The organism is Pseudomonas sp. (assembly GCF_046581935.1).
In the GTDB taxonomy this organism is placed as follows: domain Bacteria; phylum Pseudomonadota; class Gammaproteobacteria; order Pseudomonadales; family Pseudomonadaceae; genus Aquipseudomonas.
Genome location: NZ_JAYGFK010000022.1, coordinates 52,222 through 75,914 on the forward strand (window position 1 = coordinate 52,222; position 23,693 = coordinate 75,914).

22 protein-coding genes are annotated in these 23,693 nt (G+C 60.7%); 10 read left to right on the plus strand and 12 right to left on the minus strand.

Annotated features, from left to right (window positions below):
* Nucleotides 1-3 precede the first annotated feature (3 nt).
* From VCA57_RS19825 to VCA57_RS19840, 4 genes are all read right to left on the minus strand, one after another.
* Entirely contained in the window at nt 4-945 is a 942-nt protein-coding gene (locus VCA57_RS19825; protein ID WP_411186860.1) for a MerR family transcriptional regulator, read from the minus strand.
* Nucleotides 942-1,907: a YbgA family protein gene (locus VCA57_RS19830; protein ID WP_411186862.1), complete on the minus strand. Its 966-nt coding sequence runs from the start codon at nt 1,905-1,907 to the stop codon at nt 942-944. The genes VCA57_RS19825 and VCA57_RS19830 overlap by 4 nt, the downstream gene beginning before the upstream one ends.
* Before the next feature lie 124 nt (nt 1,908-2,031).
* Nucleotides 2,032-2,277 carry a TIGR02450 family Trp-rich protein gene (locus VCA57_RS19835; protein WP_411186864.1) on the minus strand — a complete coding sequence of 82 codons (246 nt, stop codon included), beginning with the start codon at nt 2,275-2,277 and terminating at the stop codon, nt 2,032-2,034.
* Nucleotides 2,274-3,266 carry an NAD(P)/FAD-dependent oxidoreductase gene (locus tag VCA57_RS19840; RefSeq protein WP_411186866.1) on the minus strand — a complete coding sequence of 331 codons (993 nt, stop codon included), beginning with the start codon at nt 3,264-3,266 and terminating at the stop codon, nt 2,274-2,276. Before VCA57_RS19840 ends, VCA57_RS19835 begins: the two co-directional genes overlap by 4 nt.
* 193 nt (nt 3,267-3,459) lie before the next feature.
* Between VCA57_RS19840 and VCA57_RS19845 the strand changes: the two genes are divergently transcribed.
* The 3 genes from VCA57_RS19845 to VCA57_RS19855 all read left to right on the plus strand — a co-directional run bounded on the left by VCA57_RS19845 (nt 3,460) and on the right by VCA57_RS19855 (nt 6,884).
* Nucleotides 3,460-4,365 (plus strand): TIGR01777 family oxidoreductase, encoded by a 906-nt coding sequence (locus tag VCA57_RS19845; RefSeq protein WP_411186868.1) that lies wholly within the window; start codon nt 3,460-3,462, stop codon nt 4,363-4,365.
* Between the two features lie 8 nt (nt 4,366-4,373).
* A complete protein-coding gene (hemH, locus tag VCA57_RS19850; RefSeq protein ID WP_411186870.1) occupies nt 4,374-5,396 on the plus strand; it encodes a ferrochelatase in 1,023 nt (340 codons plus the stop codon).
* Between the two features lie 156 nt (nt 5,397-5,552).
* Entirely contained in the window at nt 5,553-6,884 is a 1,332-nt protein-coding gene (locus VCA57_RS19855; RefSeq protein ID WP_411186872.1) for a spinster family MFS transporter, read from the plus strand.
* Between the two features lie 55 nt (nt 6,885-6,939).
* On the opposite strand, the gene VCA57_RS19860 is transcribed toward VCA57_RS19855, so the two are convergent.
* Nucleotides 6,940-8,208 carry a uracil-xanthine permease family protein gene (locus VCA57_RS19860; RefSeq protein WP_411186874.1) on the minus strand — a complete coding sequence of 423 codons (1,269 nt, stop codon included), beginning with the start codon at nt 8,206-8,208 and terminating at the stop codon, nt 6,940-6,942.
* Nucleotides 8,209-8,473: 265 nt separating this feature from the next.
* Complete coding sequence (gene upp, locus VCA57_RS19865; protein ID WP_411186876.1) at nt 8,474-9,112, minus strand: uracil phosphoribosyltransferase; 639 nt, start codon at nt 9,110-9,112, stop codon at nt 8,474-8,476.
* A gap of 248 nt (nt 9,113-9,360) precedes the next feature.
* On the opposite strand from upp, the gene VCA57_RS19870 reads away from it, so the two are divergent.
* Nucleotides 9,361-9,918: a hypoxanthine-guanine phosphoribosyltransferase gene (locus tag VCA57_RS19870; RefSeq protein WP_411186878.1), complete on the plus strand. Its 558-nt coding sequence runs from the start codon at nt 9,361-9,363 to the stop codon at nt 9,916-9,918.
* A gap of 63 nt (nt 9,919-9,981) precedes the next feature.
* Here VCA57_RS19870 and dauA read toward each other — a convergent pair whose 3' ends face one another.
* Complete coding sequence (gene dauA / locus VCA57_RS19875) at nt 9,982-11,724, minus strand: C4-dicarboxylic acid transporter DauA (RefSeq protein ID WP_411186880.1); 1,743 nt, start codon at nt 11,722-11,724, stop codon at nt 9,982-9,984.
* A gap of 216 nt (nt 11,725-11,940) precedes the next feature.
* Here dauA and VCA57_RS19880 point away from each other — a divergent pair, with 216 nt between their 5' ends.
* The 6 genes from VCA57_RS19880 (at nt 11,941) to VCA57_RS19905 (ending at nt 18,069) form a co-directional block, all read left to right on the plus strand.
* Nucleotides 11,941-12,228, plus strand: coding sequence for a PA4642 family protein (locus VCA57_RS19880; protein ID WP_411186882.1), 288 nt, complete (start codon nt 11,941-11,943; stop codon nt 12,226-12,228).
* A 325-nt stretch (nt 12,229-12,553) separates the two neighbouring features.
* Nucleotides 12,554-13,147 carry a TetR/AcrR family transcriptional regulator gene (locus VCA57_RS19885; protein WP_411186884.1) on the plus strand — a complete coding sequence of 198 codons (594 nt, stop codon included), beginning with the start codon at nt 12,554-12,556 and terminating at the stop codon, nt 13,145-13,147.
* 57 nt (nt 13,148-13,204) lie between these two features.
* Nucleotides 13,205-14,314, plus strand: a complete 1,110-nt coding sequence (locus VCA57_RS19890) for an NADH:flavin oxidoreductase (protein ID WP_411186886.1) — start codon at nt 13,205-13,207, stop codon at nt 14,312-14,314.
* A gap of 256 nt (nt 14,315-14,570) precedes the next feature.
* Nucleotides 14,571-15,494 (plus strand): ABC transporter ATP-binding protein, encoded by a 924-nt coding sequence (locus VCA57_RS19895; RefSeq protein ID WP_411186888.1) that lies wholly within the window; start codon nt 14,571-14,573, stop codon nt 15,492-15,494.
* Nucleotides 15,491-16,225, plus strand: coding sequence for an ABC transporter permease subunit (locus tag VCA57_RS19900; RefSeq protein ID WP_411186890.1), 735 nt, complete (start codon nt 15,491-15,493; stop codon nt 16,223-16,225). Before VCA57_RS19895 ends, VCA57_RS19900 begins: the two co-directional genes overlap by 4 nt.
* Nucleotides 16,226-16,233: 8 nt before the next feature.
* The gene (locus tag VCA57_RS19905; RefSeq protein WP_411186892.1) at nt 16,234-18,069 is read left to right on the plus strand and encodes a GldG family protein; all 1,836 of its coding nucleotides are present in this window, start codon (nt 16,234-16,236) and stop codon (nt 18,067-18,069) included.
* A gap of 221 nt (nt 18,070-18,290) precedes the next feature.
* On the opposite strand, the gene VCA57_RS19910 is transcribed toward VCA57_RS19905, so the two are convergent.
* The 5 genes from VCA57_RS19910 to arcD form a co-directional block, all read right to left on the minus strand.
* Nucleotides 18,291-18,656: a DUF5064 family protein gene (locus VCA57_RS19910; RefSeq protein WP_411186894.1), complete on the minus strand. Its 366-nt coding sequence runs from the start codon at nt 18,654-18,656 to the stop codon at nt 18,291-18,293.
* Nucleotides 18,657-18,702: 46 nt separating this feature from the next.
* Nucleotides 18,703-19,629 carry a carbamate kinase gene (arcC, locus tag VCA57_RS19915; protein ID WP_411186896.1) on the minus strand — a complete coding sequence of 309 codons (927 nt, stop codon included), beginning with the start codon at nt 19,627-19,629 and terminating at the stop codon, nt 18,703-18,705.
* A 68-nt stretch (nt 19,630-19,697) separates the two neighbouring features.
* Nucleotides 19,698-20,708 (minus strand): ornithine carbamoyltransferase, encoded by a 1,011-nt coding sequence (locus VCA57_RS19920; protein WP_411186898.1) that lies wholly within the window; start codon nt 20,706-20,708, stop codon nt 19,698-19,700.
* 67 nt (nt 20,709-20,775) lie between these two features.
* Nucleotides 20,776-22,026 (minus strand): arginine deiminase, encoded by a 1,251-nt coding sequence (gene arcA / locus VCA57_RS19925; RefSeq protein WP_411186900.1) that lies wholly within the window; start codon nt 22,024-22,026, stop codon nt 20,776-20,778.
* A 16-nt stretch (nt 22,027-22,042) separates the two neighbouring features.
* On the minus strand, nt 22,043-23,470 hold the full coding sequence (arcD, locus tag VCA57_RS19930; protein ID WP_411186902.1) for an arginine-ornithine antiporter: 1,428 nt from the start codon (nt 23,468-23,470) through the stop codon (nt 22,043-22,045).
* Nucleotides 23,471-23,693: the final 223 nt, after the last annotated feature.

Sequence of the window (23,693 nt, forward strand, 5' to 3'; positions counted from 1 at the left end):
CTGTCAGCTGTGCAGCAGATCGAGTTCGTTGAGGCTGTGCAGTGCCGCCAATGGGTCGGCGGCCAGGCTCAATTCGGCGTTCTGGACGGTTATGCCGGCTAATTCGTCGGCGTGGATCTGCACCACTTGCCCGACCAGCAGGCATGGGCAGTCATAACCACCGAGCAGGCGCTGCAGGTGGCTGCTGTTAAGAGCTTGGCTGGAATACAGCAGCACCGCGCGTGGCTGAATGTGCTCAACCGCCAGAGCCAGTTCGGGCGGCGGTAGCGGCCAGTCGAATACGTCGACGGCAATCCCGGCGCTGCTCGCCAGCCAGGCGGTCAGCCACAAGCCGGGGGCCATGGGCAGGTCGGACGCGTTGATCAGGAGCAGCGGCGCGCCGCTGGCCTGACGGTTGTTGTGATACAGGCGGGCACCGAGCTTGCTGCGCAGCCAGGAGTAGAAGAACACTCGCTCAGCTTGCGCACCGAACTGATTGCGCCAGCGCAACTCAAGCTCTTCGAGCAGCGGCAGCAGCAGTTGCTGGCATAGGGTATGCGGCGGGTAGAGCGCCAATTCACTGTTGAAACAATCGTCGAGGCGACGCTCGTTAAGGTTGCAGATGGCTTCCTGTAATTGCTGGCGCTTGGCCTCCCATTGCGAGCTGGCTTCAGCCGGTGCGGGCTGGTTGCTGCGCAGCAAGCCTTTTACCTGGCTGACGGATACGCCGCGATTGAGCCAGGTGAGAATGGCCTGGATGCGCGCCACATGGTCATCCGAGTACAGCCTATGACCCTTGGGCGTACGGTGCGGCACGATCAAACCATAGCGCCGCTCCCACGCGCGCAGGGTAACCGCGTTGACCCCGGTGATCCTTGCCACATCACGGATCGGCATAAAGCCTTGGGAGATGGCCGCCTGGTAATCGTCGGCGGCAGCGCCCTCGCTGATCGGTTGCGGGCTCATAGGGCGTTACGCAGGCTGAGGCTTTCCGGGTGCGGCTGCAGGTACACCTGTTGCGCGATGTAGCTGTCTGGATGGCGGCGGAAGTGGTGCTTGAGCAGGGTCATGGGCACCACCAGCGGCACCACGCCGTGGCGGTATTGGCCGATCAGTTGCTGCATTTCCTGTTTGTCTTCGCTGCTTAGCGATTGCTTGAGGTAGCCGCTGATGTGCTGCAACACGTTGCTGTGGGTGCGGCGGGTGGCGCAGCTTTTCAGCGCGCTCATCAGCTCGCTGAAATAGCGTGGGGCCAGCTCATTCAGGTCATGTTGGCCGAGGTCACCGAGCATGCGCCCGAGCAGCTTGTACTGCAGAGGGTTGGTGGCCATCAGCAGGTATTTGTAGCGCGAGTGGAAGTCGATCAGGCGCTTGCGGCTCAAGCCCTCGCGCAGTAGCTGTTGCCACTCGGAGTAGGCGAATACACGGGTGATGAAGTTCTCGCGCAGGACCGGGTCATTCAGGCGGCCATCTTCTTCCACCGGCAGATTGGGGTGCTTGGCGCAGAAGGCTTCGGCAAAGATGCCGCGCCCTGGTTCGCTGGGCCGGCCGTTGTCTTGATAGACCTTGACCCGGTGCAGGCCGCAGGACGGTGACTGCTGCATAAAAATGTAGCCGCAAATATCCGTTAGCTCGGCGGCCATGCGCTCGCCATAAGCTGTTAGTGGTGCGGTGACATCCTGTTCACGGTTGACTGCGCCGACAGCGCGCGGCGCGTGCGGGTCGCCGACTAGGCGAATGGGCTCTCGCGGGATGCTCATGCCGATGCCCACTTCCGGGCAAACGGGGGCGAAGTCGAAATACTCGGTAAGGGTGCGGCTGCACAGGCGGGATTCCTTGTGGCCGCCGTTGTAGCGTACCTCGGAACCCAGCAGGCAGGCGCTGATGCCCAGTTTAGGTTTGCCAGTGGTGGTTTGTGTTGGGCTCATGGGCAACCTCTGATGACGACTTGTACAGATCCGTATGGATGTACAACTTGAGTTCATCATAGGTTTGTAATTGTACAAGTCAATATATTTGTACAACTACTGTATGGCTTTGTGTATGAGGCTGTTACTTCCAGCCCATACGCCATTGCTCGGGGTTTTCCAGTACGCGCCAGTCCAGACGCTGGCAGCGTTGGTTGAGCACGGCTTGCAGTTCGATCTGCAGCACCGTGCCTTCTTCGTCGCAAAACAATTCAGTCACCAGAAAGTGCTTCTCGCGGTTCTGCGGCTGTGTGGCGGTCCATTTCGACAGCAGCAGCTTGCGCGGATTAAGCCGATGTTTGCCCGGCTTGGCATGTGCTTGAGCGTTCATTGCAGGTGTTCGAGCAGGCGTCGCGCGGCTTCCTGGCCACTCAGCCAGGCGCCTTCTACACGGCCAGACAGGCACCAGTCGCCGCAGGCATAAATGCCTAAATCGGCATCGGCCAGCACACCCCATTGATGCGCGCTAGCGGGGCGGGCATACAGCCAGCGGTGCGCCAGGTTGAACGCCGGGGCAGGCACGGCGCAGCCAATCAGCTCGGCAAAGGCGCCTAGCAGGTGCTCGATGACCTGTTCTTTGGGCATATCCAGATGCTGCTTGGTCCACTGGCTGGTGGCGTGCAGCACCCAGGTGTCGAGTTGCGTGTCGCGCGCTGGCTTGCTGCGATTACGGGCCAGCCAGTCGAGTGGGCTGTCCTGTACAAAGCAGCCTTCAACTCTGGTTTCCAGCGGTGTGGGGAATGCCAGTGCGACCGCCCAAGTCGGGTCCATGGCCACGCTGGCGGCTGCCCCAGCCAGTTTCGGCACGCTGGACAGCAAAGCTGTGGCCTGCGGCGCTGGTGTAGCGACGATCACGTGGCTGAATGGGCCGTGGCTGTTGCCTTCGGCATCCTGCAGATGCCAGTGCTGCTCGCCGCGAAACACTTCGGTGATGCGGCAAGAGAAGTTCACCGGCAGCGCGCCGAGCATGGCGCGGGTAATGGCACTCATGCGCGGGCTGCCGACCCAGCGAGTCTGCTCATCGGGCGAGGCGCTGAGCAAACCGTTGCGCGCGTTATAGAGGCTGGGGGTCCATTCGGCGACCCAGCCACGGGCTCGCCACTGCTGCACCACTTCGACAAAACGGCGGTCGCGGGCGGTGAAGTACTGCGCGCCTAAATCCAGTGCGCCGGCATCACTGCGTTTGCTGGCCATACGACCGCCACTGCCGCGGCTTTTATCGAACAGGTGGACCGGGTGCCCGGCGGCATCCAGCGTCTGCGCGGCAGAGAGGCCGGCGATGCCGGTGCCAATGATGGCTATGGGGTGAAGAGTGGTCATGATTTACCTCGTTTTCTCAGCGTCAGGCTACGCTTTAGACAAAAGCTATACAATATTGAATTTTTGTATAGGATGTGTCGTTGTCGATACTGCCTACTCACAGTTAAGACAACCTACGGCCGGATTGAAGCCATAAATGGCATAAATCAGTCGGCTGCTGCGTACCATGCAACAGTCATGCGAGGGCAATCTGATGCACATACTTCTGACTGGCGGCACCGGCTTGATTGGGCGTGCGCTGTGCCGGTATTGGCTGCAACAGGGTCACCAACTGACCGTATGGAGCCGCCGCCCTGAACAGGTTGCTGCGCTGTGTGGCGAAGCGGTGCGTGGTATTGCTCGGCTTGAAGAGTTGGCCGAGGAGCCGCTGGATGCGCTGGTTAACCTGGCCGGTGCGCCGATTGCCGACCGGCACTGGACGCGCAAACGCAAAGCGCTGTTATGGGCCAGCCGAATTACCCTTACCGAACAGTTGCTGACATGGCTAGAGAGCCGTGAACAGAAGCCTGCCGTGTTGCTGTCCGGTTCGGCGGTGGGCTGGTACGGCGATGGCGGCGAGCGTGAATTGTTGGAGGATTCACCGCCGGTCAGCGAGGATTTCGCCGCCCAGCTCTGTGGTGCCTGGGAGGAAACGGCGCTGTGTGCCGAAGCGCTGGGCATTCGCGTGGTGCTGCTGCGCACCGGGCTGGTGCTGGCACCTGACGGCGGCTTTCTCAAGCGCCTGTTATTACCGTTCAAACTTGGTCTGGGTGGCCCGCTCGGCAATGGCCGGCAATGGATGCCGTGGATTCACATTGCCGATCAAATCGCTTTGATTGATTTTCTCCTGCAGCAGCAGGATGCTCGCGGTCCTTATAATGCCTGTGCGCCGACCCCTGAGCGTAACCGCGCCTTTAGTCAGGCGTTGGGCCGCGAGTTGCACCGGCCGGCGTTTATGCGCGCCCCCGCGTTTGTTCTGCGCCTGGCGCTGGGCGAGTTAGCGGTGCTGTTACTCGGTGGGCAGCGCGCCTTGCCGGCGCGTTTGCAGGCGGCAGGCTTCAGTTTTCGTTTCACTCATTTGGATGTGGCCCTGGCGGATTTGCTGGGCACGCCTGACTAGGATTACGCATGACCGATCACGCCTTGTTACTGGTAAATCTGGGCTCGCCGGCCTCCACTTCCGTGGCGAATGTGCGCAGCTATCTCAACCAGTTCCTTATGGACCCTTATGTCATCGATGTGCCATGGCCGCTGCGCCGACTGATCGTTTCGCTGATTCTGATCAAGCGTCCGGCAGCATCGGCACATGCCTATGCCTCGATCTGGTGGGATGAGGGCTCGCCGTTGGTGGTGCTGAGCAAGCGCTTGCAAGAGTCGATGAAGGCGTCCTGGAAGCACGGCCCGGTGGAGCTGGCCATGCGTTATGGCGAGCCATCACTGCAAACCGTGCTGACCCGTCTGGCCGCGCAGGGGATCAAGCAGGTGACCCTGGCACCGCTATATCCGCAGTTTGCCGACAGCACCACCACCACGGTGATCGAGGAGGCCAAGCGGGTGGTGCGTGAGCACAAGCTGCCAATCCGCTTCTCCATCCTGCCGCCGTTCTATGCGCAGCCGGAATATGTCGAGGCACTGGTCGACAGCGCCAAGCCGTATTTAGAGCAGGATTTCGACCACCTGCTACTGAGCTTTCACGGCCTGCCAGAGCGTCACCTGCACAAGCTCGACCCCACAGGCCATTGCCTGAAAGGCGCGGATTGCTGCCGCACGGCCTCGCCAGAGGTGTTGGCCAACTGTTATCGCGCACAATGCCTGCGCAGTGCCGAGCTGTTCGCCCAAGGTATGGGGCTCAAACCTGAGCAATGGTCGGTGTCGTTTCAGTCGCGCCTGGGCCGCGCCAAGTGGATTGAACCCTACACCGAGGCGCGTCTTGAAGAGCTGGCAGCCAAGGGCGTGAAGAAGCTGTTAGTCATGTGCCCGGCCTTTGTCGCCGACTGCATCGAGACGCTGGAAGAAATTGGCGACCGTGGCCGCGAGCAGTTTGTCGAAGCTGGCGGTGAGAGTCTGCAGCTAGTGCCGTGCCTGAATGATCATCCAAGCTGGGTGGCGGCGTTGACTGTCCTCAGTGAGCGTGCGCCGCTGATGCTTTAGCCGAATAGTGCGCTGCTGTCATTCGCTCGAAAGGATGGTGCGCATTCGTCAAACTGATAACACCTACGGGCGATACTCATTGTTCTGTATATCGGCCTAAGCTGGCAGCTCTTTCAACCGTCGTGCACCGCACTCCCGGTGCCGAGGAGACTGCCAGTGCCCAACAACAATAACGGCTATCCCTCTTCCGCCCGCGCCTGGGCTACTGTCGCCATCTTGATGGTGGCTTACATACTGTCGTTTATCGACCGGCAGATTCTCAATCTGCTGGTGGGGCCGATCCGCCGTGACCTGATGATCAGCGATACGCAGATGAGCCTGTTGATGGGTTTGTCGTTTGCCATGTTCTACACCGTCTGCGGGATTCCGCTGGGGCGTTTGGCGGATACCAAGAGCCGGCGTGGGCTGATCGCCATCGGCGTACTGTTTTGGAGTGCGGCGACAGCGGCCTGCGGTATGGCCAAGTTGTACTGGCAATTCCTGCTGTGCCGTATTGGCGTGGGTGTGGGGGAAGCGGCGTTGTCGCCAGCGGCTTATTCGCTGATTGCCGACAGCTTTCCGGCCGAGCGTCGCGCCACGGCGATCAGTGTGTATTCCATGGGTGTGTATCTCGGCTCTGGTCTGGCCTTTTTGCTCGGCGGCCTGGTGATTAAGTTCGCCTCGGCGCAGGGTGATGTAGTGCTGCCGGTGCTCGGTGAAGTACGTCCCTGGCAGCTGATCTTTCTCGCACTTGGCGCTGCTGGGGTGTTGTTCACCTTACTCATGCTGGCCGTCAAAGAGCCTGCGCGACGTGGCGTTGGTGCTGGGGTGGCCGTGCCGCTGGCCGAGGTTGGGCGCTATATCCGCGCCAACCGGCGCACCGTGCTGTGTCATAACTTTGGTTTTGCCGGGCTGGCGTTCGCGGGTTATGGCAGTGCGGCGTGGGTGCCGACCTTCTTTATTCGCACTTACGGCTGGGATGCTGGGCATGTCGGCGTGGTTTACGGCAGCATCGTTGCGGTATTTGGTTGCCTGGGTATCGTCTTTGGTGGCCGTTTGGCGGACTGGATGGCCAAGCGCGGCAGCAGTGATGCCAATATGCGCGTCGGCTTGTATGCCGCTATTGGCGCTGCGCCTTGTGTGTTGGCATTCCCGCTGATGGACAGCGCGCTGTTGGCGGCGGTGTTAATGGCGCCAACAGTGTTCTTCCTGAGCATGCCGTTCGGCGTGGCCCCGGCCGCCATTCAGGAGATCATGCCCAACTCAATGCGTGGCCAGGCCTCGGCGATCTATCTGTTTGTCATCACCCTGATCGGCCTGGGCATTGGCCCAACGGCGGTGGCCTTGGTGACTGACTACGTATTTGCCGATGACAATGCGCTGCGTTATTCGCTGCTGATTGTTACGGCGCTGGCAGTGTTCAGCTCGATTGTGCTGCTGAGCATGGGGCTGAAGCCGTACCGCGAGAGTGTGCTGCGGTTGCAGGGGTGGGCGGCTAACGCTGTCTAAGAATGTCAGCGAGATAAAAAAGCCCCGCAGTGCGGGGCTTTTTCGTGGGCGCTATTTACAGGTCTGGCTCTTCCAGCACGGTTTTGCTGCGCCAGCCTTGGCCGCCGGGTAGCAGCATATTGAGCAGCAGGGCGGCGATGGCGCACAGCGAAATGCCGGAGAGGGCGAAGTCACTGTTACCAATCACCATACCGCCGATGCCGAACACCAAAGTGACCGAGACGATGATCAGGTTGCGCGCCTCGGACAGGTCAACCTGATGGCGAATCAGGGTATTCAAACCGACCACCGCGATAGAGCCGAACAGTAGGCAAAGAATGCCGCCCATGACCGGCACGGGGATGCTCTGAAGCGCGGTGCCGAACTTACCGACAAAGGCCAGGCCGATGGCAAAGCAGGCTGCCCAGGTCATGACCTTCGGGTTGTAGTTCTTGGTCAGCATGACTGCGCCAGTGACTTCCGCGTAGGTGGTGTTGGGTGGGCCGCCGAACATCCCCGCCACCGAGGTGGCGATGCCGTCGCCGAGCAGGGTGCGATGCAGGCCGGGTTTCTTGATAAAGTTTTTCCCGGTAACGCTGCCGATTGCCACTACGCCGCCGATATGTTCGATGGCTGGAGCCAGGGCGACCGGGACGATGTACAGAATCGCGCCCCAGTGCAGTTCCGGGGTGACAAATGCTGGAATCGCCAGCCAGGGCGCGGCGGCGATGTGGCTGGTGTCGATTACCCCGCAGAACGCGGCGACAATGCAGCCAACGCTGATCCCCGCGAGGATTGGCACCAAACGCAGCAGTCCACGACCCATGGCAGCGACCAATACCGTGGTGAGCAGGGCCGACATGGAAATAAGCATGGCGGTTTGGTACGGCACCAACTGCGCGCTACCGTCGCCAGCCTTGCCCATGGCCATGTTCACCGCTACGGGCGAAAGCGCCAGGCCGATGGAGATGATCACCGGGGCGATGACCACGGGAGGCAGCAGACGGTCGATAAAGCCCGCGCCTTTGACCCTTACCACCATGCTGAGCAGGATGTAGACCAAACCTGAGGCGACGATGCCACCGAGTACGGCAGGCAGACCGAACTCGCCTTTGGCAGCAAGAATTGGCGCGATAAAGGCAAAGCTGGAGGCGAGGAACACCGGCACCTGACGGCCCGTCACCAGTTGGAACAGCAGGGTGCCGATGCCGGCGGTAAACAGTGCAACGTTAGGGTCCATGCCGGTGATCAGCGGCATTAGCACCAGGGCACCAAAGGCCACGAACAACATCTGCGCGCCTGAGATGCCCTGACGCCAGAGTGGATCGTTGAATTCGTCGGTCATGTGGGTCTGTTCCTGTTTCATTAGTGAGCCGCGTTGCCGCGAGAAATGGCCCCCGGTTAGGCGCAGGACGCGGGTAATGGCGCGCCCTTGCTAAGTCCTGCAACAACAGCGGGGACCATTTCTCGCGCAACCTGCAGGGCCGTGCCTGTTTTAGTGCGATGCTACGTTTCTCAACACTCATTTGGAGCACCAAACTTCGTGTCTCGCGCCTTGCCTCGCACTAAAACAGGCTTCGGCGCGGCCACGAATGAAGCGGGAGCAGACCCTAGGCGTCCTTCTGCTTGGTGCCGAAGATTTTGTCGCCGGCATCACCGAGGCCAGGAATGATGTAGCCATGCTCGTTCAGGCATTGGTCGATGGACGCGGTATAAATCATCACGTCGGGGTGCGCATCGTGGACTGCCTTAATGCCTTCCGGCGCGGCGACCAGCACCATCGCGCGGATTTCCTTGCAGCCGGCTTTTTTCAGCAGGTCGATGGTGGCGACCATCGAGCCGCCAGTGGCAAGCATCGGGTCGATGATCATCGCCAGGCGCTCGTCGATTTCCGGCACCAGTTTTTCCAGGTAGGTGTGCGCTTGCAGGGTTTCTTCATTGCGCGCCACGCCAACGGCGCTGACCTTGGCCCCGGGGATCAGGCTGAGCACGCCTTCGAGCATGCCGATGCCCGCACGCAGGATCGGTACCACGGTGATTTTCTTGCCGGAGATTTTTTCCACCTGCACGGTGCCGCACCAGCCTTCGATCTCGTAGTTCTCCAGGGGCAGGTCTTTGGTCGCCTCATAGGTCAGCAGCGAACCCACTTCCTGAGCCAGCTCGCGAAAGTTTTTCGTGCTGATATCGGCGCGGCGCATCAGGCCGAGTTTGTGGCGGATCAGCGGGTGGCGGATCTCGAGGATGGGCATGGGCGGGGTCTCCGGCAGGACGGGCGAAAAATTCGCGTTAGATTAAATCATTGGCCATGCCAAGTGCTGGGCCAAGATGGCTTAAATTCGCTAAAAAGCGCTAGTGTGGCGACCATTTCCAGCAATTGCCGCTGTTGGTCTGTATGGGCTTGCTCTACGGGATGCAGATGCGTACCTTTGCCGGCTTTTATTTTGACGCATCGATCAGCTTTTTGGTCTAAAGCGTCCCGCTCCCAAGAGGAAACAACATGTCCGTCGATCTCGCGCATATCCGCCAAGTCATGGCCGAAGCAGATTGCCTGTACAGCAATGCCGAAGTTGAAGCGGCCATTGATCAGGTAGCCGCCAAGATCAACGGCGAGCTAGCCGAGAGCAATCCGGTGGTGTTCTGTGTGATGAATGGCGGCTTGATCTTCTCTGGCAAGTTGCTGCCCAAGCTCAACTTTCCGCTGGAACTGTCCTACCTGCATGCCACCCGTTATCGCAATCAAACCAGCGGCGGCGAGCTATTCTGGAAGGCTAAACCGGAAATTTCCTTTATCGACCGCGATGTGCTGATCATCGACGACATTCTCGATGAAGGTCACACCCTCGGCGCGATCATCGACTTCTGCCATCACGCCGGTGCCCGCGCGGTGCACACTGCCGTGCTGATCGACAAGGATCATGACCGCAAGGCGCGGCCGGATCTGAAAGCCAATTACGTTGGTCTGCCGTGCATCGACCGCTACATCTTCGGTTATGGCATGGACTACAAGGGCTACTGGCGCAACGCGCCGGGCATCTATGCAGTTAAAGGCCTGTAAGCAGGTAGCCCGGATGTAATCCGGGGGCAGGTTATGCGCCTGCATTCCCCGGATCACCGCCAGTTACATGGCCGCTGTTTGCTCTTCGGCCTTTGGCGCAAGCCAGCGCAGGGCCTTTTCTCTGGCTTGTTCCAGGTCGCGTACATAGGCCAGTTGCCCCTCTACGCGGACAATTCCGGCGCGGCGCAATTGCAGGCGTACTTGTGGCGTCAGGCCGCACAGCACTAGGCCGACATGTTGCTCGCGGTAATCGCGCAGTACGTTGCCCAGCGCGGCAATGGCAGTCATGTCCAGCAGCGGCACCGCGCTGATATCGACGATTACCACCTTTACCCCAGGGGTAAAGCGGCGCAGCACACTCAGGGCTTTTTCCGCCGCGCCAAAGAACAGCGGCCCACGAATGGCATAGGCCAGCACGTGTTCGGGCAGGTCATTGAGTGCCCGATGAAAGTGCTTGGGCAGGGATTCGGTGTCGGTCAGGTCGCTCATGCGCTTGATAAACAAACCGGCGGCCAGCAACAGGCCGACCGCGACAGCCAGCACCATGTCGAACAGCACGGTGAGAATCAGGCAGGTCAGCAGTACCAGCACATCACCGCGCGGTGCGATGCGTAAGGTGTGGCTTACATGGCGGGGCTCGCTCATGTTCCACGCCACCATCAGCAGCAAGGCCGCCAATGCCGCCATCGGCAGATAACTGAACAGCGGTGCAAGAAACAGAATGGCAATCAGCACCACACCGGCATGGATAATCGCCGCCATCGGCGAGTAGGCTCCGGCGCGCACGTTGGCGGCGCTGCGAGCAATCGCGGCAGTGGCGGTGATGCCGCCAAACAGTGGCGCAACCAGGTTGCCGATGCCCTGGCCGATCAGCTCGCCATTGGGATCATGCTTGCTGCCGGTCATGCCGTCCGCGACCACCGCACACAACAACGACTCGATAGCCCCCAGCATGGCGATAGCAAAGGCCGGGGCGAGCAGTTTGCGGAAAAGCTCAAAGTTCACATGCAGCGGCTGGCCGTCTGCGCCCGGCAACTGCCAGGGCCAGATAAACGTGGGCAGAAATGGCGGAATCCCGGGATGTTCAATGCCGTTCAGGCTGTAGCTGAAGCGCTCACCCAGGGTTGCCACGGGAATCTGCAGGCGCTCTAACAGCAAGCCGAGCAGCGCACCGATGGCCAGCGCCACCAAATGCCCGGGGACTTTCGGCACCCAGCGCGGCCAGACCAGCAGCACCGCCAGGCACACCAGGGCCACCACACTGTCGCCCAGTTGTAGGCTGGGCATGGCGTGCAGCAGGCCATTGAGTTGCTCGATGTAGTTGTGCGGCGTTCTGCTCAGGTGCAGGCCGAATAGATCCTTGATCTGTAGGGTGGCGATCACAATGCCAATGCCGGCGGTAAAGCCCAGCGTCACCGGGTAGGGGATAAATTCGATCAGCCGGCCGGCGCGCATCAGCCCGAGGGTAATCAAAATCACCCCTGCCATCAGGGTGCACAGCAATAAACCGCCGAGGCCGAACTGCTGGGTGACCGGCAGCAGAATCACCACAAAGGCGGCGGTCGGCCCAGAAACGTTGAAGCGCGAACCGCCAAACAGGGCAATCAGCGTACCTGCCACCAACACCGTATACAGGCCATGTTGCGGCGCGACTCCCGCAGCAATAGCCAAGGCCATGGCCAGCGGAATGGCGATGACGCCAACCGTCAGGCCGGCGCTCAGGTCACTGCGTAGGTTCTTCCAGCCGTAGCCGGCACGCAGCGTTTGACGCCAGGCGGAGAACAGCGGCGGTAAGTGCAGTGACATGGTGACTCCTAGGGTGCGGAACTGCTTTTGTTGGATTGATCGCGCAGCAAAGAACCGAGGGCGCATTATAGGGCCGCGTGCCGTCTACTGTGTTGACCTGCGTCGAGCCGTTCCGGCGCAGCGCTAAACCCCTTGTTATGCCTGCATCCGTTGAGCCGCTGACCGCCCCGGAGGTACACTGCCGGCCCCGTGTGGCCTGGTTAGCTGGAGTGAATGATGCGTAAAGACAAGAAACAGGTGATTGGCGAAGAGATTGGTGACGAGCCGATCAAGCTGTTCCTCGGCGTAGAACCGGCCGATGCCACGCCACCGTCGCTGCACAAACTGGTCAAGGCTTACCGTGGTCTGCGTATCGATGATTTCGAGCGCTTTGTCGGCTTCTTTGTTGCCGCCGGCTATGACCTGAATGCCCAAGATGCCCAAGGCAATGACTTTGTTGCACTGATCCAGGATCAGCGTTTTGCTGAACCCTATATCGACGTGATCAAAGCCGCTCGCGGCTGAAACGTGCCTTTCGCCAGGCCGTTTTATCTGGCCTGGCTCCGCGTTTTGCTCCGTGCAGAGCGCTGCGCTTCATTCTCTTGTTGCACCACAGCTAGCGCGGGCAAGCCCGCTCCTACACAAGCAAAGCCAGCCCTCCCTGGATCTGTGCTCATGCCAGATCCGTAGCCCGGATGTAATCCGGGGCGTTTTGCGCAAATGAGCATTTCCCGGATTTCATCCAGGCTACGGACTCAATCGTTTCTAAAACTCGCTCTGCTTCTTGCTGATAATCACGTAAATCAATAGTGCTGGGCGGAGCGAGACGACCGGTCATATTCTTGTCGACATGAACTCCAGTATCCGACTCGACAAGCGTGACTTGATCCTCGCCAAAGGTGCCGAGGTGATGACCCGGCGTGGTTATCACGGTGCCGGCGTGCAGGAAATCGTTCAGGCGGCCGGGGTGCCAAAAGGCTCCTTTTACCACTACTTCGCCAGCAAAGAAGACTTCGCCCTGCAAGCCTTGCAGCAGGTCTACCAGCCGCGCCTGGCGCGCTATGCCGAAGCCCTGAGTAATCCGGCGCTAAGTCCACGTGAACGCATCCTCGGTTATTACGCGGAACTGGTGGAGCACTTCGCCCGGCAGGAGCGCCTGGAATACCACTGCTTTATTGGCAGCCTGAGTTTCGAGATGGCCGAGCTGTCGCCAACGCTGGGTGCGCAGGTTGATGCGATTTTGCAGCAGTCCGCCGACACCTTGCAGCGCTGCCTGGAGCAGGCGCAGGCCGCCGGTGAGCTGGCCGCCGATGAGGACTGCCGCAACCTGGCGAGCTTTATCGCCAACGCCTGGCAAGGCGCGCTGACTCGCCTCAAGGTGGCTAACAACACCCAGGCGCTAAGCGACTTTATCCAGCGCTTGCAGCTGTTGCTGCGGGCCTGATTTTTTAAAACTACTTCAACAAGACGACCGGTCACCTGGCCGGGTAGAGGAATGATGATGACCGATTCCGTTAAAGCACTGTTCCAGCCGTTTACTCTGGGCAACCTGGAGCTGCCAACCCGTGTGGTAATGGCGCCGATGACGCGTTCTTTTTCGCCGGGCGGTGTGCCTAACAGCAAGGTTATCGAGTACTACCGTCGTCGCGCGGCGGCCGGTGTAGGCCTGATCGTCACCGAAGGCACCACGGTCGGCCACAAAGCGGCCAACGGTTACCCGAACGTGCCGCGCTTCTACGGCGAAGACGCCCTGGCCGGCTGGCAGAAAGTGGTCGAAGCGGTTCACGCCGAAGGCGGCAAGATCGTCCCGCAGCTGTGGCACGTGGGCAATGTGCGCAAGCTGGGCACCGAGCCAGATGCCAGCGTGCCGGGTTACGGCCCGAGCGAGAAAATCAAAGAAGGCAACGTGGTTGTGCACGGCATGACCCAGGACGACATCAATGAGGTGATCGCCGCCTTCGCCCAGGCCGCCAAAGATGCCCAAACCATCGGCATGGACGGCGTGGAAATTCACGGTGCCCACGGCTATCTGGTCGACCAGTTCTTCTGGGAAGGCAGCAACCAGCGCACCGATGGTTACGGTGGCGATCTGGCCCAGCGCTCTCGCTTTGCCATTGAACTGGTCCAGGCCGTGCGTGCTGCTGTAGGTCCGGACTTCCCGATCATCTTCCGCTTCTCGCAGTGGAAGCAGCAGGATTACAGCGCTCGCCTGGTGGAAACCCCGCAAGCTCTGGAAGCCTTCCTCAAGCCGCTGTCTGACGCCGGCGTGGATATCTTCCACTGCTCGACCCGGCGCTTCTGGGAGCCTGAGTTTGAAGGCTCGGATCTCAACCTGGCGGGCTGGACGCGCAAGCTGACCGGCAAGCCGACCATCACCGTTGGCAGCGTTGGTCTGGATGGCGAGTTCCTCCAGTTTATGGTCAACACCGACAAAGTGGCCCAGCCAGCCAGCCTGGAAAACCTGCTGGAGCGCCTGAACAAACAGGAGTTCGACCTAGTTGCCGTAGGCCGTGCGCTGCTGGTCGACCCTGATTGGGCGGTGAAGGTGCGTGATGGCCGCGAGCAGGACATTCTGCCGTTTAGTCGTGACGCGCTGACCAGCTTGGTCTGATGCTCTCTTTTTGTGTGCGTCGCAAAACGGCGCAACACTCCTCAAGCCCCGGCACATCGGGGCTTTTTTTCGTCTATTGAGTGGAACTTTTGCGCAATTGGGGGCTCTTCGCGGCAAAGCCATTTGGCTTGATTCAAGGCGGATTATTGGCTTGCGCTGCCTGCGCGTGAATCCTTATAGTCCCCCGGCATTTTAGCGCCCGGCTTGCGTCAGCAGCGGCAGCAAGCAGGGCCTGTTACCGCAATGGTGAGAGGCCATGATCGAAATAAAAAAACTAACCAAGTGTTTTGCGCAGCATACAGCCGTGGATGACCTGTCCTTCAGCGTCCAGCCCGGCGAAGTCCTCGGTTTTCTCGGCCCCAACGGCGCCGGCAAATCCACCACCATGAAGATGCTCACCGGCTTTCTCGCGCCGACCTCCGGCAGTGCCAGCATCCTCGGTTTCGATATCCAGAAAGACACCCTCAAAGCGCAGCAGCAGATCGGTTATCTGCCTGAAGGCGCGCCGTGCTACGGCGATATGACGGTGCGTAGCTTCCTCGAATTTATTGCCGAGGTGCGCGGCTTTAAGGGTGCCGCGAAGCGTGAGCGGGTGGCCAAGGCAGTGGCCCAGGTCGAGCTTGAAGCGGTGCTGGAGCAGAGCATCGAAACCCTGTCCAAGGGCTTCAAACGTCGCGTCGGTCTGGCTCAGGCGATTCTGCATGACCCCAAGGTGCTGATCCTCGATGAGCCCACCGATGGCCTCGACCCGAATCAGAAGCATCAGGTGCGCAAGCTGATTCAGAGCTTGGCCCACGACAAAATCGTGATTATTTCCACCCACATCCTCGAAGAAGTTTCCGCCGTGTGCACCCGCGCGGTGGTGATCGCCCATGGCAAGTTGCTGGCCGATGGCACGCCGCTGGAGCTGGAAAGCCGCTCGCGCTACCACCAGGCCGTCACCCTGGTCGCCGAAGAACCACTCGATCAGTCGGCACTGGCAGCACTGCCAGGCGTGGTCGGTGTGGAAGAAAATACCCTTGAGCACAGCCTGAGCATTCTCGCCAAGCCAGGTGAGGTGATCTTCCCGCAGGTTAATGCGCTGATCGCCGAGCGTGGCTGGCAGGTGCGTGAGTTGAATGTCGAACGCGGTCGGCTGGACGAAGTGTTCCGCAGCCTGACCCGTGGGGAGGTGGTATGAGTCAGCTATCGGTGATTTTCAAGCGCGAGCTGGCGAGCTACTTCGCCACGCCGCTGGCCTATGTGTTTATCCTGATTTTCCTGGTGCTGTCCGGGGTATTTACTTTTTACCTCGGTGGCTTCTTCGAGAGCGGTCAGGCCAACTTATCGCCGTTCTTCAACTTCCATCCCTGGCTCTACCTGTTTCTGGTGCCGGCGATTGCCATGCGCCTGTGGGCCGAGGAGCGCAAGAGCGGCACCATCGAGCTGTTGATGACCCTGCCAATTACCCGTTTCGACGCGGTTACCGGCAAGTTCCTCGCCGCCTGGGTTTTTGCCGGTTTGGCGCTGCTGCTGACCTTCCCGATGATCATCACCGTCAACTACCTCGGCGAGCCGGATAACGGCGCGATCATCACCGGCTATATCGGCAGTTGGCTGCTGGCCGGGGCTTATCTGGCGATTGGCTCGTGTATGTCGGCCCTGGCGAAGAATCAGGTGATCGCCTTCATTCTGTCGGTCAGCGTGTGCTTCCTGTTTATCGTCAGCGGCTTCCCCATGGTGCTCGACGGGTTTAGCGCCTGGGCACCGCAATGGCTGATCGACGCCGTGGCTTCCCTGAGCTTCCTGACCCGTTTCGATGCGATCAGCAAGGGCGTGATTGATATTCGCGACCTGCTGTATTTCCTCACCCTGATTGCTGCCTGGTTGGCGGCGACTGCGGTGGTTATCGACTTGAAGAAAGCGGATTGAGGACACCCATGAAAAAGCTGATGGTTTCCAGCGCCGGGCTTGTACTCATTGCCCTGGCGTTTCTCGCGTTTAACCTGTTCTCCAGTTTTAGCCTTAGTGGCCTGCGTCTGGATTTGACTGAGCAGAAGCTCTACACCCTCTCAAACGGTACTGAGCAGATCCTTGCTGAGCTGGACGAGCCGGTGGAGCTGAACTTCTTCTACTCCGACACCGCCACCAAGGACCTGCCGGCCCTGCGTACCTACGCCAAGCGAGTTGAGGAAATGCTTAAGGCCTACCAGCAAAAAGCCGGCGGCAAGATAAAGCTGAATATCATCGACCCTGAACCGTTCTCCGAGGATGAAGATAAAGCCGCCGAGTTTGGCTTGCAGGGCATTCCGCTGCAGCAGGGCGGTGATTCGATCTACTTCGGCCTGGCCGGCAAGAATGCCGAAGGCCTGACGCAAGTGATCCCGTTCTTCGCCCTGGATCAGGAAGAGTTCCTTGAGTACGAGCTCAGCCGCCTGGTGCAAACCCTGGCCAAGCCAGAGCGGCCGGTAGTCGGCGTGCTGTCTGGCTTGCAGGTCAACGGCGGCTTCGATATGGCCGCGCGTCAACCAACGCCTGCGTGGATGCTGATCGAGGAAATCCGCCAGCTGTTTCAGATCGAAAGCCTTAAACGTGACGTTGATTTGATCCCGGAAAAAGTCTCGGTGCTGCTGCTGATCCACCCCAAGCAGCTGCCTCAGCAAACCCTGTATGCGATTGACCAGTTCGTCCTGCGCGGCGGCAAACTGCTGACCTTTGTTGACCCGTTCAGCGAGGCCGATACCCAGGCTGAAATGCCCGGCGAGATGGTTGTCGACAAATCCTCTGACCTGCCCGAGTTGTTCAAGGCCTGGGGCCTGCGCATGCTGCCGGATCAGGTGCTGGGCGATGGCTCCTACGCCATGTCGGTCAGCATGGGCCAGAGCCAACGTCCGGTGCGTCACGCCGCTTGGTTGAACCTGCCGAAGAACGCCTTGGACAAGGGCGACATCAGCACTGCCTCGCTGGAGTCCATCACCGTGGCTACCGCCGGCATCCTGGAGCCGCTGGAAGGGGCGAAAACCCAGTTCACTCCGCTGATGCGCAGCTCGCAGTACGCCATGCCGTTTGATGCCAAACGCTTCGGCATGCTGAGCAACCCGGAAGAGCTGATCCGTGAACTGAAACCCACCGGCGAGCGCTACACCCTGGCAGCGCGGGTCAGTGGTCCGGCACAATCGGCATTCCCGGACGGCATCGAAGGTCACAAGGATGGCCTCAAACAGGCCGACAACATCAACGTGATCGTGGTCGCCGACACCGACATGCTTAGCGACCGCATGTGGGTGCAGGTGCAGGACTTCTTCGGTCAGCGCATCCCGCAGCCATGGGCTGACAACGCCGCGTTTGCGATTAACGCGCTGGATAACCTGGCCGGTTCCGAAGCGTTGATCAGCGTGCGCTCGCGTGGCCGCTTCACCCGGCCGTTCGAGGTGGTGGATGCGATTCAGCGCGACGCCGAGGTCAAGTTCCGCGAGAAGGAGCAAGCCCTGCAGGCGCAACTGGCCGATACCGAGCAGAAGCTGGCGGCGCTGCAACAGCATGACGACCCGAGCAAAATCACCGAGCTGACGCCCGAGCAGCAGGCCGCCGTGCAGCAGTTTGTGCAGCAGAAGCTGGCAATCCGCAAGGAACTGCGCGACGTGCGCTATCAGCTCAATGCCGATATCGAGTCGCTGGGCCGCACGCTGAAGTTCCTCAACATCGCCCTGGTGCCGCTGCTGCTGACTCTGGCAGTGCTGGCGCTGTGGTTGTGGCGTCGGCGCAAGCACGGTTAATCCCGTTAGTACCTGCAAAGGGCCGCGCAATGCGGCCCTTTGTTTTTATCGACACCTAGCTAGGCGGGCAGGTGAGTGATGCTCTTGTAGGAGCGGGCTTGCCCGCGATCAAGTCTATAAAGCATCGGGTCCAAGGCCGCTCCTACAGATATGTCAGCGCCCCGTGCATGTGCGCCAAGCTGATCGCCGTGAACGGCCTGGGCGGTTGTTACGCTGCCTGCTTAGTCGATGTGGTCGAGATTGACGGGCTCCCCCGGCTTGGCATGCAGCTGCTGGCGAATATCGGCGAACACTTTGTCGTATTCGTCGTGGCCACGCATGATTGGGCTGGCATTGGGTGGCAGGCCGTGCTTAGCGGCGACTCGGGTGGCAGCGCTGGCGAAGTTGAAGGCAACATCGCGATGCAGCTCGAATTCCTCGTCGAAATGCCGTCCCTGCACCTCACCGACTAGGCGCATATGCAGCATTGGGCCCTCTTGCGGTTCTTGGCGCACTGCGTAGTAGAAGTCGATGGAAAAGGGTGGAGCCAGCCGCAGGCCTTCAGAGATGTCTAGGTTGCTGCGGTGTAGATGACCAGGTGTGAACATGCTGAGCGCTCCATTAGGGCGCGCAGGGCCGAAGCCCTGCTTCGGGTCAGTAGAATCGGATGCCGTCGCTTGCCAGGCTGATGCGGGTGCCGGAGGTGCCCTGGACGATGGCTTCGATATTTTCTAGCGAGCCGATCACCGCAGTGCCGCCGGTGTTACGGACGAACTCGCAAGCGGCTTGTACTTTGGGTCCCATTGAGCCAGTCGCGAAGCCGAGCTTGTCTATCTCGTCCGGGTGCGCTTCGGCGATGGATGTCTGCGTCGGCTTACCCCAGTCGACATAGGCGGCGTCGACGTCGGTGGCGATCACCAGTAGGTCGCTATTGAGCTGTTCGGCGAGTAGGGCCGAACACAGGTCCTTGTCGATCACCGCCTCGACGCCGCGCAGCTGGTTGCCGTCGTACATGGTGGGAATCCCGCCGCCGCCGGCGCAGATCACCACACTGCCTTTTTCCAGCAGCCATTTGATCGGGCGGATTTCGAAGATGCGCTGTGGCCTTGGGCTGGCCACTACGCGGCGAAATTTGTCGCCGTCGGGGGCGATGCTCCAGCCCTTTTCGGCGGCCAGGCGCTCGGCCTCGTTCTTGCTGTAGACCGGGCCGATGGGTTTGCTCGGTTTCTTGAAGGCCGGGTCGCCGCTATCCACTTCCACCTGGGTGAGGATGGTGGCGAAGGGCACCTCGAACGGCAGCAGATTGCCCAGCTCCTGTTCGATCATGTAGCCGATCATGCCTTCGGTTTCGGCACCGAGCACGTCCAGCGGGTAGGGATTGGCAGCATCGTAGGCGTTGCCCTGCAGGGCCAGCAGGCCGACCTGCGGGCCGTTGCCGTGAGCGATCACCAGCTCGTTGCCGGGTGCCACCTTGGCGATCTGCTGGCAGGCGATACGCACGTTGTCACGTTGATTTTGTGCAGTCATGGCTTCGCCACGACGAAGCAGGGCGTTGCCGCCCAGGGCGATGACGAGTCGCATGGTGTTCTCCTTGTTCGTGTTCGTAGCCCCTCTCCCGCAAGCGGAAGAGGGGAGGCAAGCGTGCAGCGTTAGATGTCAGCCAGGGTCGCGACCAATATCGCCTTGATGGTGTGCATACGGTTTTCCGCCTGCTCGAAGGCGATGTTATAGGGCGACTCGAAGACGTCTTCGGTGACTTCGATGCCGTTGGCCAGGTGCGGGTATTTTTCCGCGATCTGCTTGCCGACCTTGGTTTCGCTGTTGTGGAAGGCCGGCAGGCAGTGCATGAACTTGGCGCGCGGGTTGCCGGTGGCCTTCATGATGTCCATGTTGACCTGATAGGGCAGCAACTCCTCGATGCGCTCACCCCAGGCTTCCACCGGCTCGCCCATGGATACCCAGACGTCGGTGTGGACGAAGTCGACGCCCTTGACTGCCTCTTTCGGATCTTCGCTGAGTAGGAGGCGTGCGCCGCTATCCTCGGCACACTGCTGGCACGCGGCGATATGTTCGGCGCTCGGCCACAGCGCCTTGGGAGCGGCGATGCGCACGTCCATGCCGAGCTTGGCGCCAATCAGCAGCAGCGAGTTGCCCATGTTGTTGCGGGCGTCGCCCAGGTAGGCGTAGCTGATGTCGTGCAGCGGCTTGTCGCTGTGCTCGCGCATGGTCAGCACGTCGGCGAGCATCTGCGTCGGGTGATATTCGTCGGTCAGACCATTGAATACCGGCACGCCGGCATAGGTGGCCAGCTCCTCGACGATCTCCTGTTTGAAGCCACGGTACTCGATGGCGTCGTACATGCGCCCGAGCACGCGGGCGGTGTCCTTCATCGACTCCTTGTGGCCGATTTGCGAGGAGTTGGGGTCGATGTAGGTGACGTTGGCACCCTGGTCATAGGCGGCGACCTCGAAGGCGCAGCGGGTGCGGGTGGAGGTCTTCTCGAAGATCAGCGCGATGTTCTTGCGCTTGAGGTGCTGCTGCTCGGTGCCGGTGTACTTGGCGCGCTTGAGGTCGCGCGACAGGTCGAGCAGGTAGCGCAGCTCGCGGGTGCTGTGGTGCATCAGGCTCAGCAGGTGGCGGTTGTGCATGTTGAGCGCCATGGTTCTCTCCTCGTGGGCAGGCGAAGCGCCCCGGTAGCGGGTGGCTGTCGGGGCAGGCTGGATTGGATCAGTAGTCGATGGGGTCGCGGATAATCGGGCAGGTCATGCAGTGGCCGCCGCCACGGCCGCGTCCCAGTTCGCTGGCGCTGATGGTGATGACCTCGACGCCGGCCTTGCGCAGCAGGGTGTTGGTGTAGGTGTTGCGGTCGTAGCCGATGACCACGCCGGGTTCCAGGCAGACCACGTTGTTGCCGTCGTCCCACTGCTCGCGCTCGGCCTCGTAGGCATCGCCGCCGGTTTCCACCACGCGCAGCTTCTTCAGGTTGAGGGATTCGGCGACCACCTCGATGAAGGGCTTTTCCTCGCGGCGCACATCGATACCGCCAGGGCGGCTCTCGTCCGGGCGCAGAGTGAAGGGCACGATGCTGTTGGCCACTTCCGGGAAGATGGTCACCAGGTCGCGGTCGCAGAAGCTGAACACCGTGTCCAGGTGCATGGCTGAGCGGGAGCGGCCCAAACCGGCGACCACCACCTTGTCTGCCGCGCCCTTGGCGAACAGCGCTCGCGCCACCTGGCCGATGGCTTGGTGCGAGCTGCGTTCACCCATGCCAATCAGCACGGTGCCATTGCCGATGGGCATCACGTCGCCGCCTTCCAGGGTGGCCGAGCCGTGATCCTGGTCCGGGTCGCCATACCAGATCTCGAACTGCTCACCGGCGAAGTCCGGATGGTGCTTGTAGATGGCGCTGGCCAGCAGGGTTTCCTGGCGGCGTGCCGGCCAGTACATGGGGTTCAAGGTGACGCCGCCGTAGATCCAGCAGGTGGTGTCGCGGGTGAACTGGGTGTTGGGCAGCGGCGGGAAGATGAAACTGGATTCGCCGAGGTAGGCGTTGAACATCTTCACCACGTCGGAATCCTTGTGTTTGGCCAGGTCTGCGCCGGACACGCCGCCGATCAGGAATTCGGCGATTCTGCGTGGCTCCAGTCCTTCGATAAACGAGCGTATCTCGTCCTGCAGGCCGAGGCCGACGCTGTTGGGGTTTATCTTGCGGTCGAGAATCCACTTGAGAGCTTGCGGGTTGCGCACCGTTTCTTCGAGCAGGTTGTGCATCTCCACCACCTCGATGCCGCGCTCGCGCATCTTGGTCATGAAGTCGAAGTGGTCGCGCTTGGCCTGGGACACCCAGATCACATCGTCGAACAACAGTTCGTCGCAGTTGGCCGGGGTCAGGCGCAGGTGGGCGAGGCCTGGCGAGCAGACCATCACCTTATGCAGTTTGCCGGCTTCGGAATGAACGCCGAGGGCTTTCTTGGACATGTCGAACTCCTTCTCGCTAGAGGCTCAGGAAGCCGTCATACAGCCCGTAGGCGGCAATAGCGGCACCGATCAGCACGGCGACGAAAATGATCTTCTCGACGCCTGTGAAAATGGGCTGTCCCAGTTCGCGCTTGGCCTTGGCGAAGAGGAGCGCGCCAGGGGCATAGAGCAGCGCGGACAACAGCAGGTATTGCACGCCAGCGGCATACACCAGCCACACCGCGTACAGGGTGGATATGCCTGCGATCAGCAGATCCTTGTTGCGCTCGCCAGCGGCGTTCTCATAGGTTTCGCCGCGTACCGCCAGCAGTACCGCGTAGGCGCTGGACCAGAAGTACGGCACCAGGATCATCGAGGTGGCCAGGTACAGCAGGCTGAGATAGGTGGAGGCGTTGAACAGGGTGATGATCAGGAACAACTGGATCAACCCGTTGGACAGCCACAGCGCGTTGGCCGGAACGTGATTGGCGTTCTCCTTGCGCAGGAACTCCGGCATGGTGTGGTCGCGGGCGCTGGCGAAGAGAATCTCGCCACACAACAACGTCCACGACAGCAAGGCACCGGCCAGCGAGACGATCAGACCTACGGCGATCAGTTGCGCACCCCAAGGGCCGACCACCTGTTCCAGCACGCTGGCCATGGACGGGTTCTTCAGCCCGGCCAGTTCGGCCTGGGCCAGGATGCCCTGACTGAGCACGTTGACCAGCACCAGCAGCAGGAGCACGCCGACGAAGCCGATTACCGTGGCCTTGCCGACGTCGCTGCGTTTCTCGGCACGCGCGGAGAAGATGCTCGCGCCTTCGATGCCGATGAACACCCAGACGGTGACCAGCATCATGTTGCGCACCTGATCCATCACGCTGCCCAGCTCGGGATTACCAGCGCCCCAGAAGTCGCGGGTGAACACGTCCAGCTTGAACGCTACTGCCGCGATGACAATGAACAACGCCAGCGGCAGCATCTTCGCCACCGTGGTCAGCGTGTTGATGAAGGCCGCCTCCTTGATCCCGCGCAGCACCAGAAAGTGCAGCAGCCAGAGCAGCACTGACGCGCCGATCACTGCCGGCAGGGTGTTGCCCTCGCCGAATAGCGGGAAGAAGTAACCCAGAGTGGAAAACAGCAGCACCATGTAGCTGACGTTGCCGATCCAGGCGCTGATCCAGTAGCCCCAGGCCGAGGAGAAGCCCATGTAGTCGCCGAAACCTGCTTTGGCGTAGGCGTAGACCCCGCCATCGAGTTCGGGTTTGCGGTTGGCCAGGGTCTGGAATACGAAGGCCAGGGTCAGCATGCCCACGCCGGTGATCAGCCAGCCGATCAGGGTGGCACCGGCGCTGGCGCTGGCCGCGATGTTCTGGGGTAGGGAGAAAATCCCGCCGCCGACCATGGAGCCGACTACCAAGGCGACTAATGCGTCTAGGCGCAATTTTTGTGTCGAATCAGGCATTGCACATACCTCCATATCAGGGAATATGAGAGGGATTGAGCGCTCTTGCAGGGCGACCGTCGTGACTTGAGTCAATAGACCGCGATTAATTGCACAAACGCGTTCCGATGCCGGTCAAGTGCAGCCTGGAGAGAGCAATAAGGGCTGCGCGAGCACTCTAAAATGGGGTTCTTGGCAAGGTCGGATTGTTGCAGGCCTAGTCAGCTTTTATGGCAGTGCAAGG

Coding starts and splice junctions, on each gene's coding strand:
- VCA57_RS19845 (WP_411186868.1), top strand. CDS start 3,460: ATGCACATACTTCTGACTGGCGGCACCGGCTTGATTGGGCGTGCGCTG.
- arcA (WP_411186900.1), bottom strand. CDS start 22,026: ATGTCCAAGAAAGCCCTCGGCGTTCATTCCGAAGCCGGCAAACTGCAT.
- dauA (WP_411186880.1), bottom strand. CDS start 11,724: ATGTCACTGCACTTACCGCCGCTGTTCTCCGCCTGGCGTCAAACGCTG.
- hemH (WP_411186870.1), top strand. CDS start 4,374: ATGACCGATCACGCCTTGTTACTGGTAAATCTGGGCTCGCCGGCCTCC.
- arcC (WP_411186896.1), bottom strand. CDS start 19,629: ATGCGACTCGTCATCGCCCTGGGCGGCAACGCCCTGCTTCGTCGTGGC.
- VCA57_RS19825 (WP_411186860.1), bottom strand. CDS start 945: ATGAGCCCGCAACCGATCAGCGAGGGCGCTGCCGCCGACGATTACCAG.
- VCA57_RS19905 (WP_411186892.1), top strand. CDS start 16,234: ATGAAAAAGCTGATGGTTTCCAGCGCCGGGCTTGTACTCATTGCCCTG.
- VCA57_RS19900 (WP_411186890.1), top strand. CDS start 15,491: ATGAGTCAGCTATCGGTGATTTTCAAGCGCGAGCTGGCGAGCTACTTC.
- VCA57_RS19890 (WP_411186886.1), top strand. CDS start 13,205: ATGACCGATTCCGTTAAAGCACTGTTCCAGCCGTTTACTCTGGGCAAC.
- VCA57_RS19885 (WP_411186884.1), top strand. CDS start 12,554: ATGAACTCCAGTATCCGACTCGACAAGCGTGACTTGATCCTCGCCAAA.
- VCA57_RS19835 (WP_411186864.1), bottom strand. CDS start 2,277: ATGAACGCTCAAGCACATGCCAAGCCGGGCAAACATCGGCTTAATCCG.
- VCA57_RS19920 (WP_411186898.1), bottom strand. CDS start 20,708: ATGGCGCTCAACATGCACAACCGCCACCTGCTGAGCCTGATGCACCAC.
- arcD (WP_411186902.1), bottom strand. CDS start 23,470: ATGCCTGATTCGACACAAAAATTGCGCCTAGACGCATTAGTCGCCTTG.
- VCA57_RS19910 (WP_411186894.1), bottom strand. CDS start 18,656: ATGTTCACACCTGGTCATCTACACCGCAGCAACCTAGACATCTCTGAA.
- VCA57_RS19860 (WP_411186874.1), bottom strand. CDS start 8,208: ATGACCGACGAATTCAACGATCCACTCTGGCGTCAGGGCATCTCAGGC.
- VCA57_RS19880 (WP_411186882.1), top strand. CDS start 11,941: ATGCGTAAAGACAAGAAACAGGTGATTGGCGAAGAGATTGGTGACGAG.
- VCA57_RS19830 (WP_411186862.1), bottom strand. CDS start 1,907: ATGAGCCCAACACAAACCACCACTGGCAAACCTAAACTGGGCATCAGC.
- VCA57_RS19840 (WP_411186866.1), bottom strand. CDS start 3,266: ATGACCACTCTTCACCCCATAGCCATCATTGGCACCGGCATCGCCGGC.
- upp (WP_411186876.1), bottom strand. CDS start 9,112: ATGCCCATCCTCGAGATCCGCCACCCGCTGATCCGCCACAAACTCGGC.
- VCA57_RS19895 (WP_411186888.1), top strand. CDS start 14,571: ATGATCGAAATAAAAAAACTAACCAAGTGTTTTGCGCAGCATACAGCC.
- VCA57_RS19870 (WP_411186878.1), top strand. CDS start 9,361: ATGTCCGTCGATCTCGCGCATATCCGCCAAGTCATGGCCGAAGCAGAT.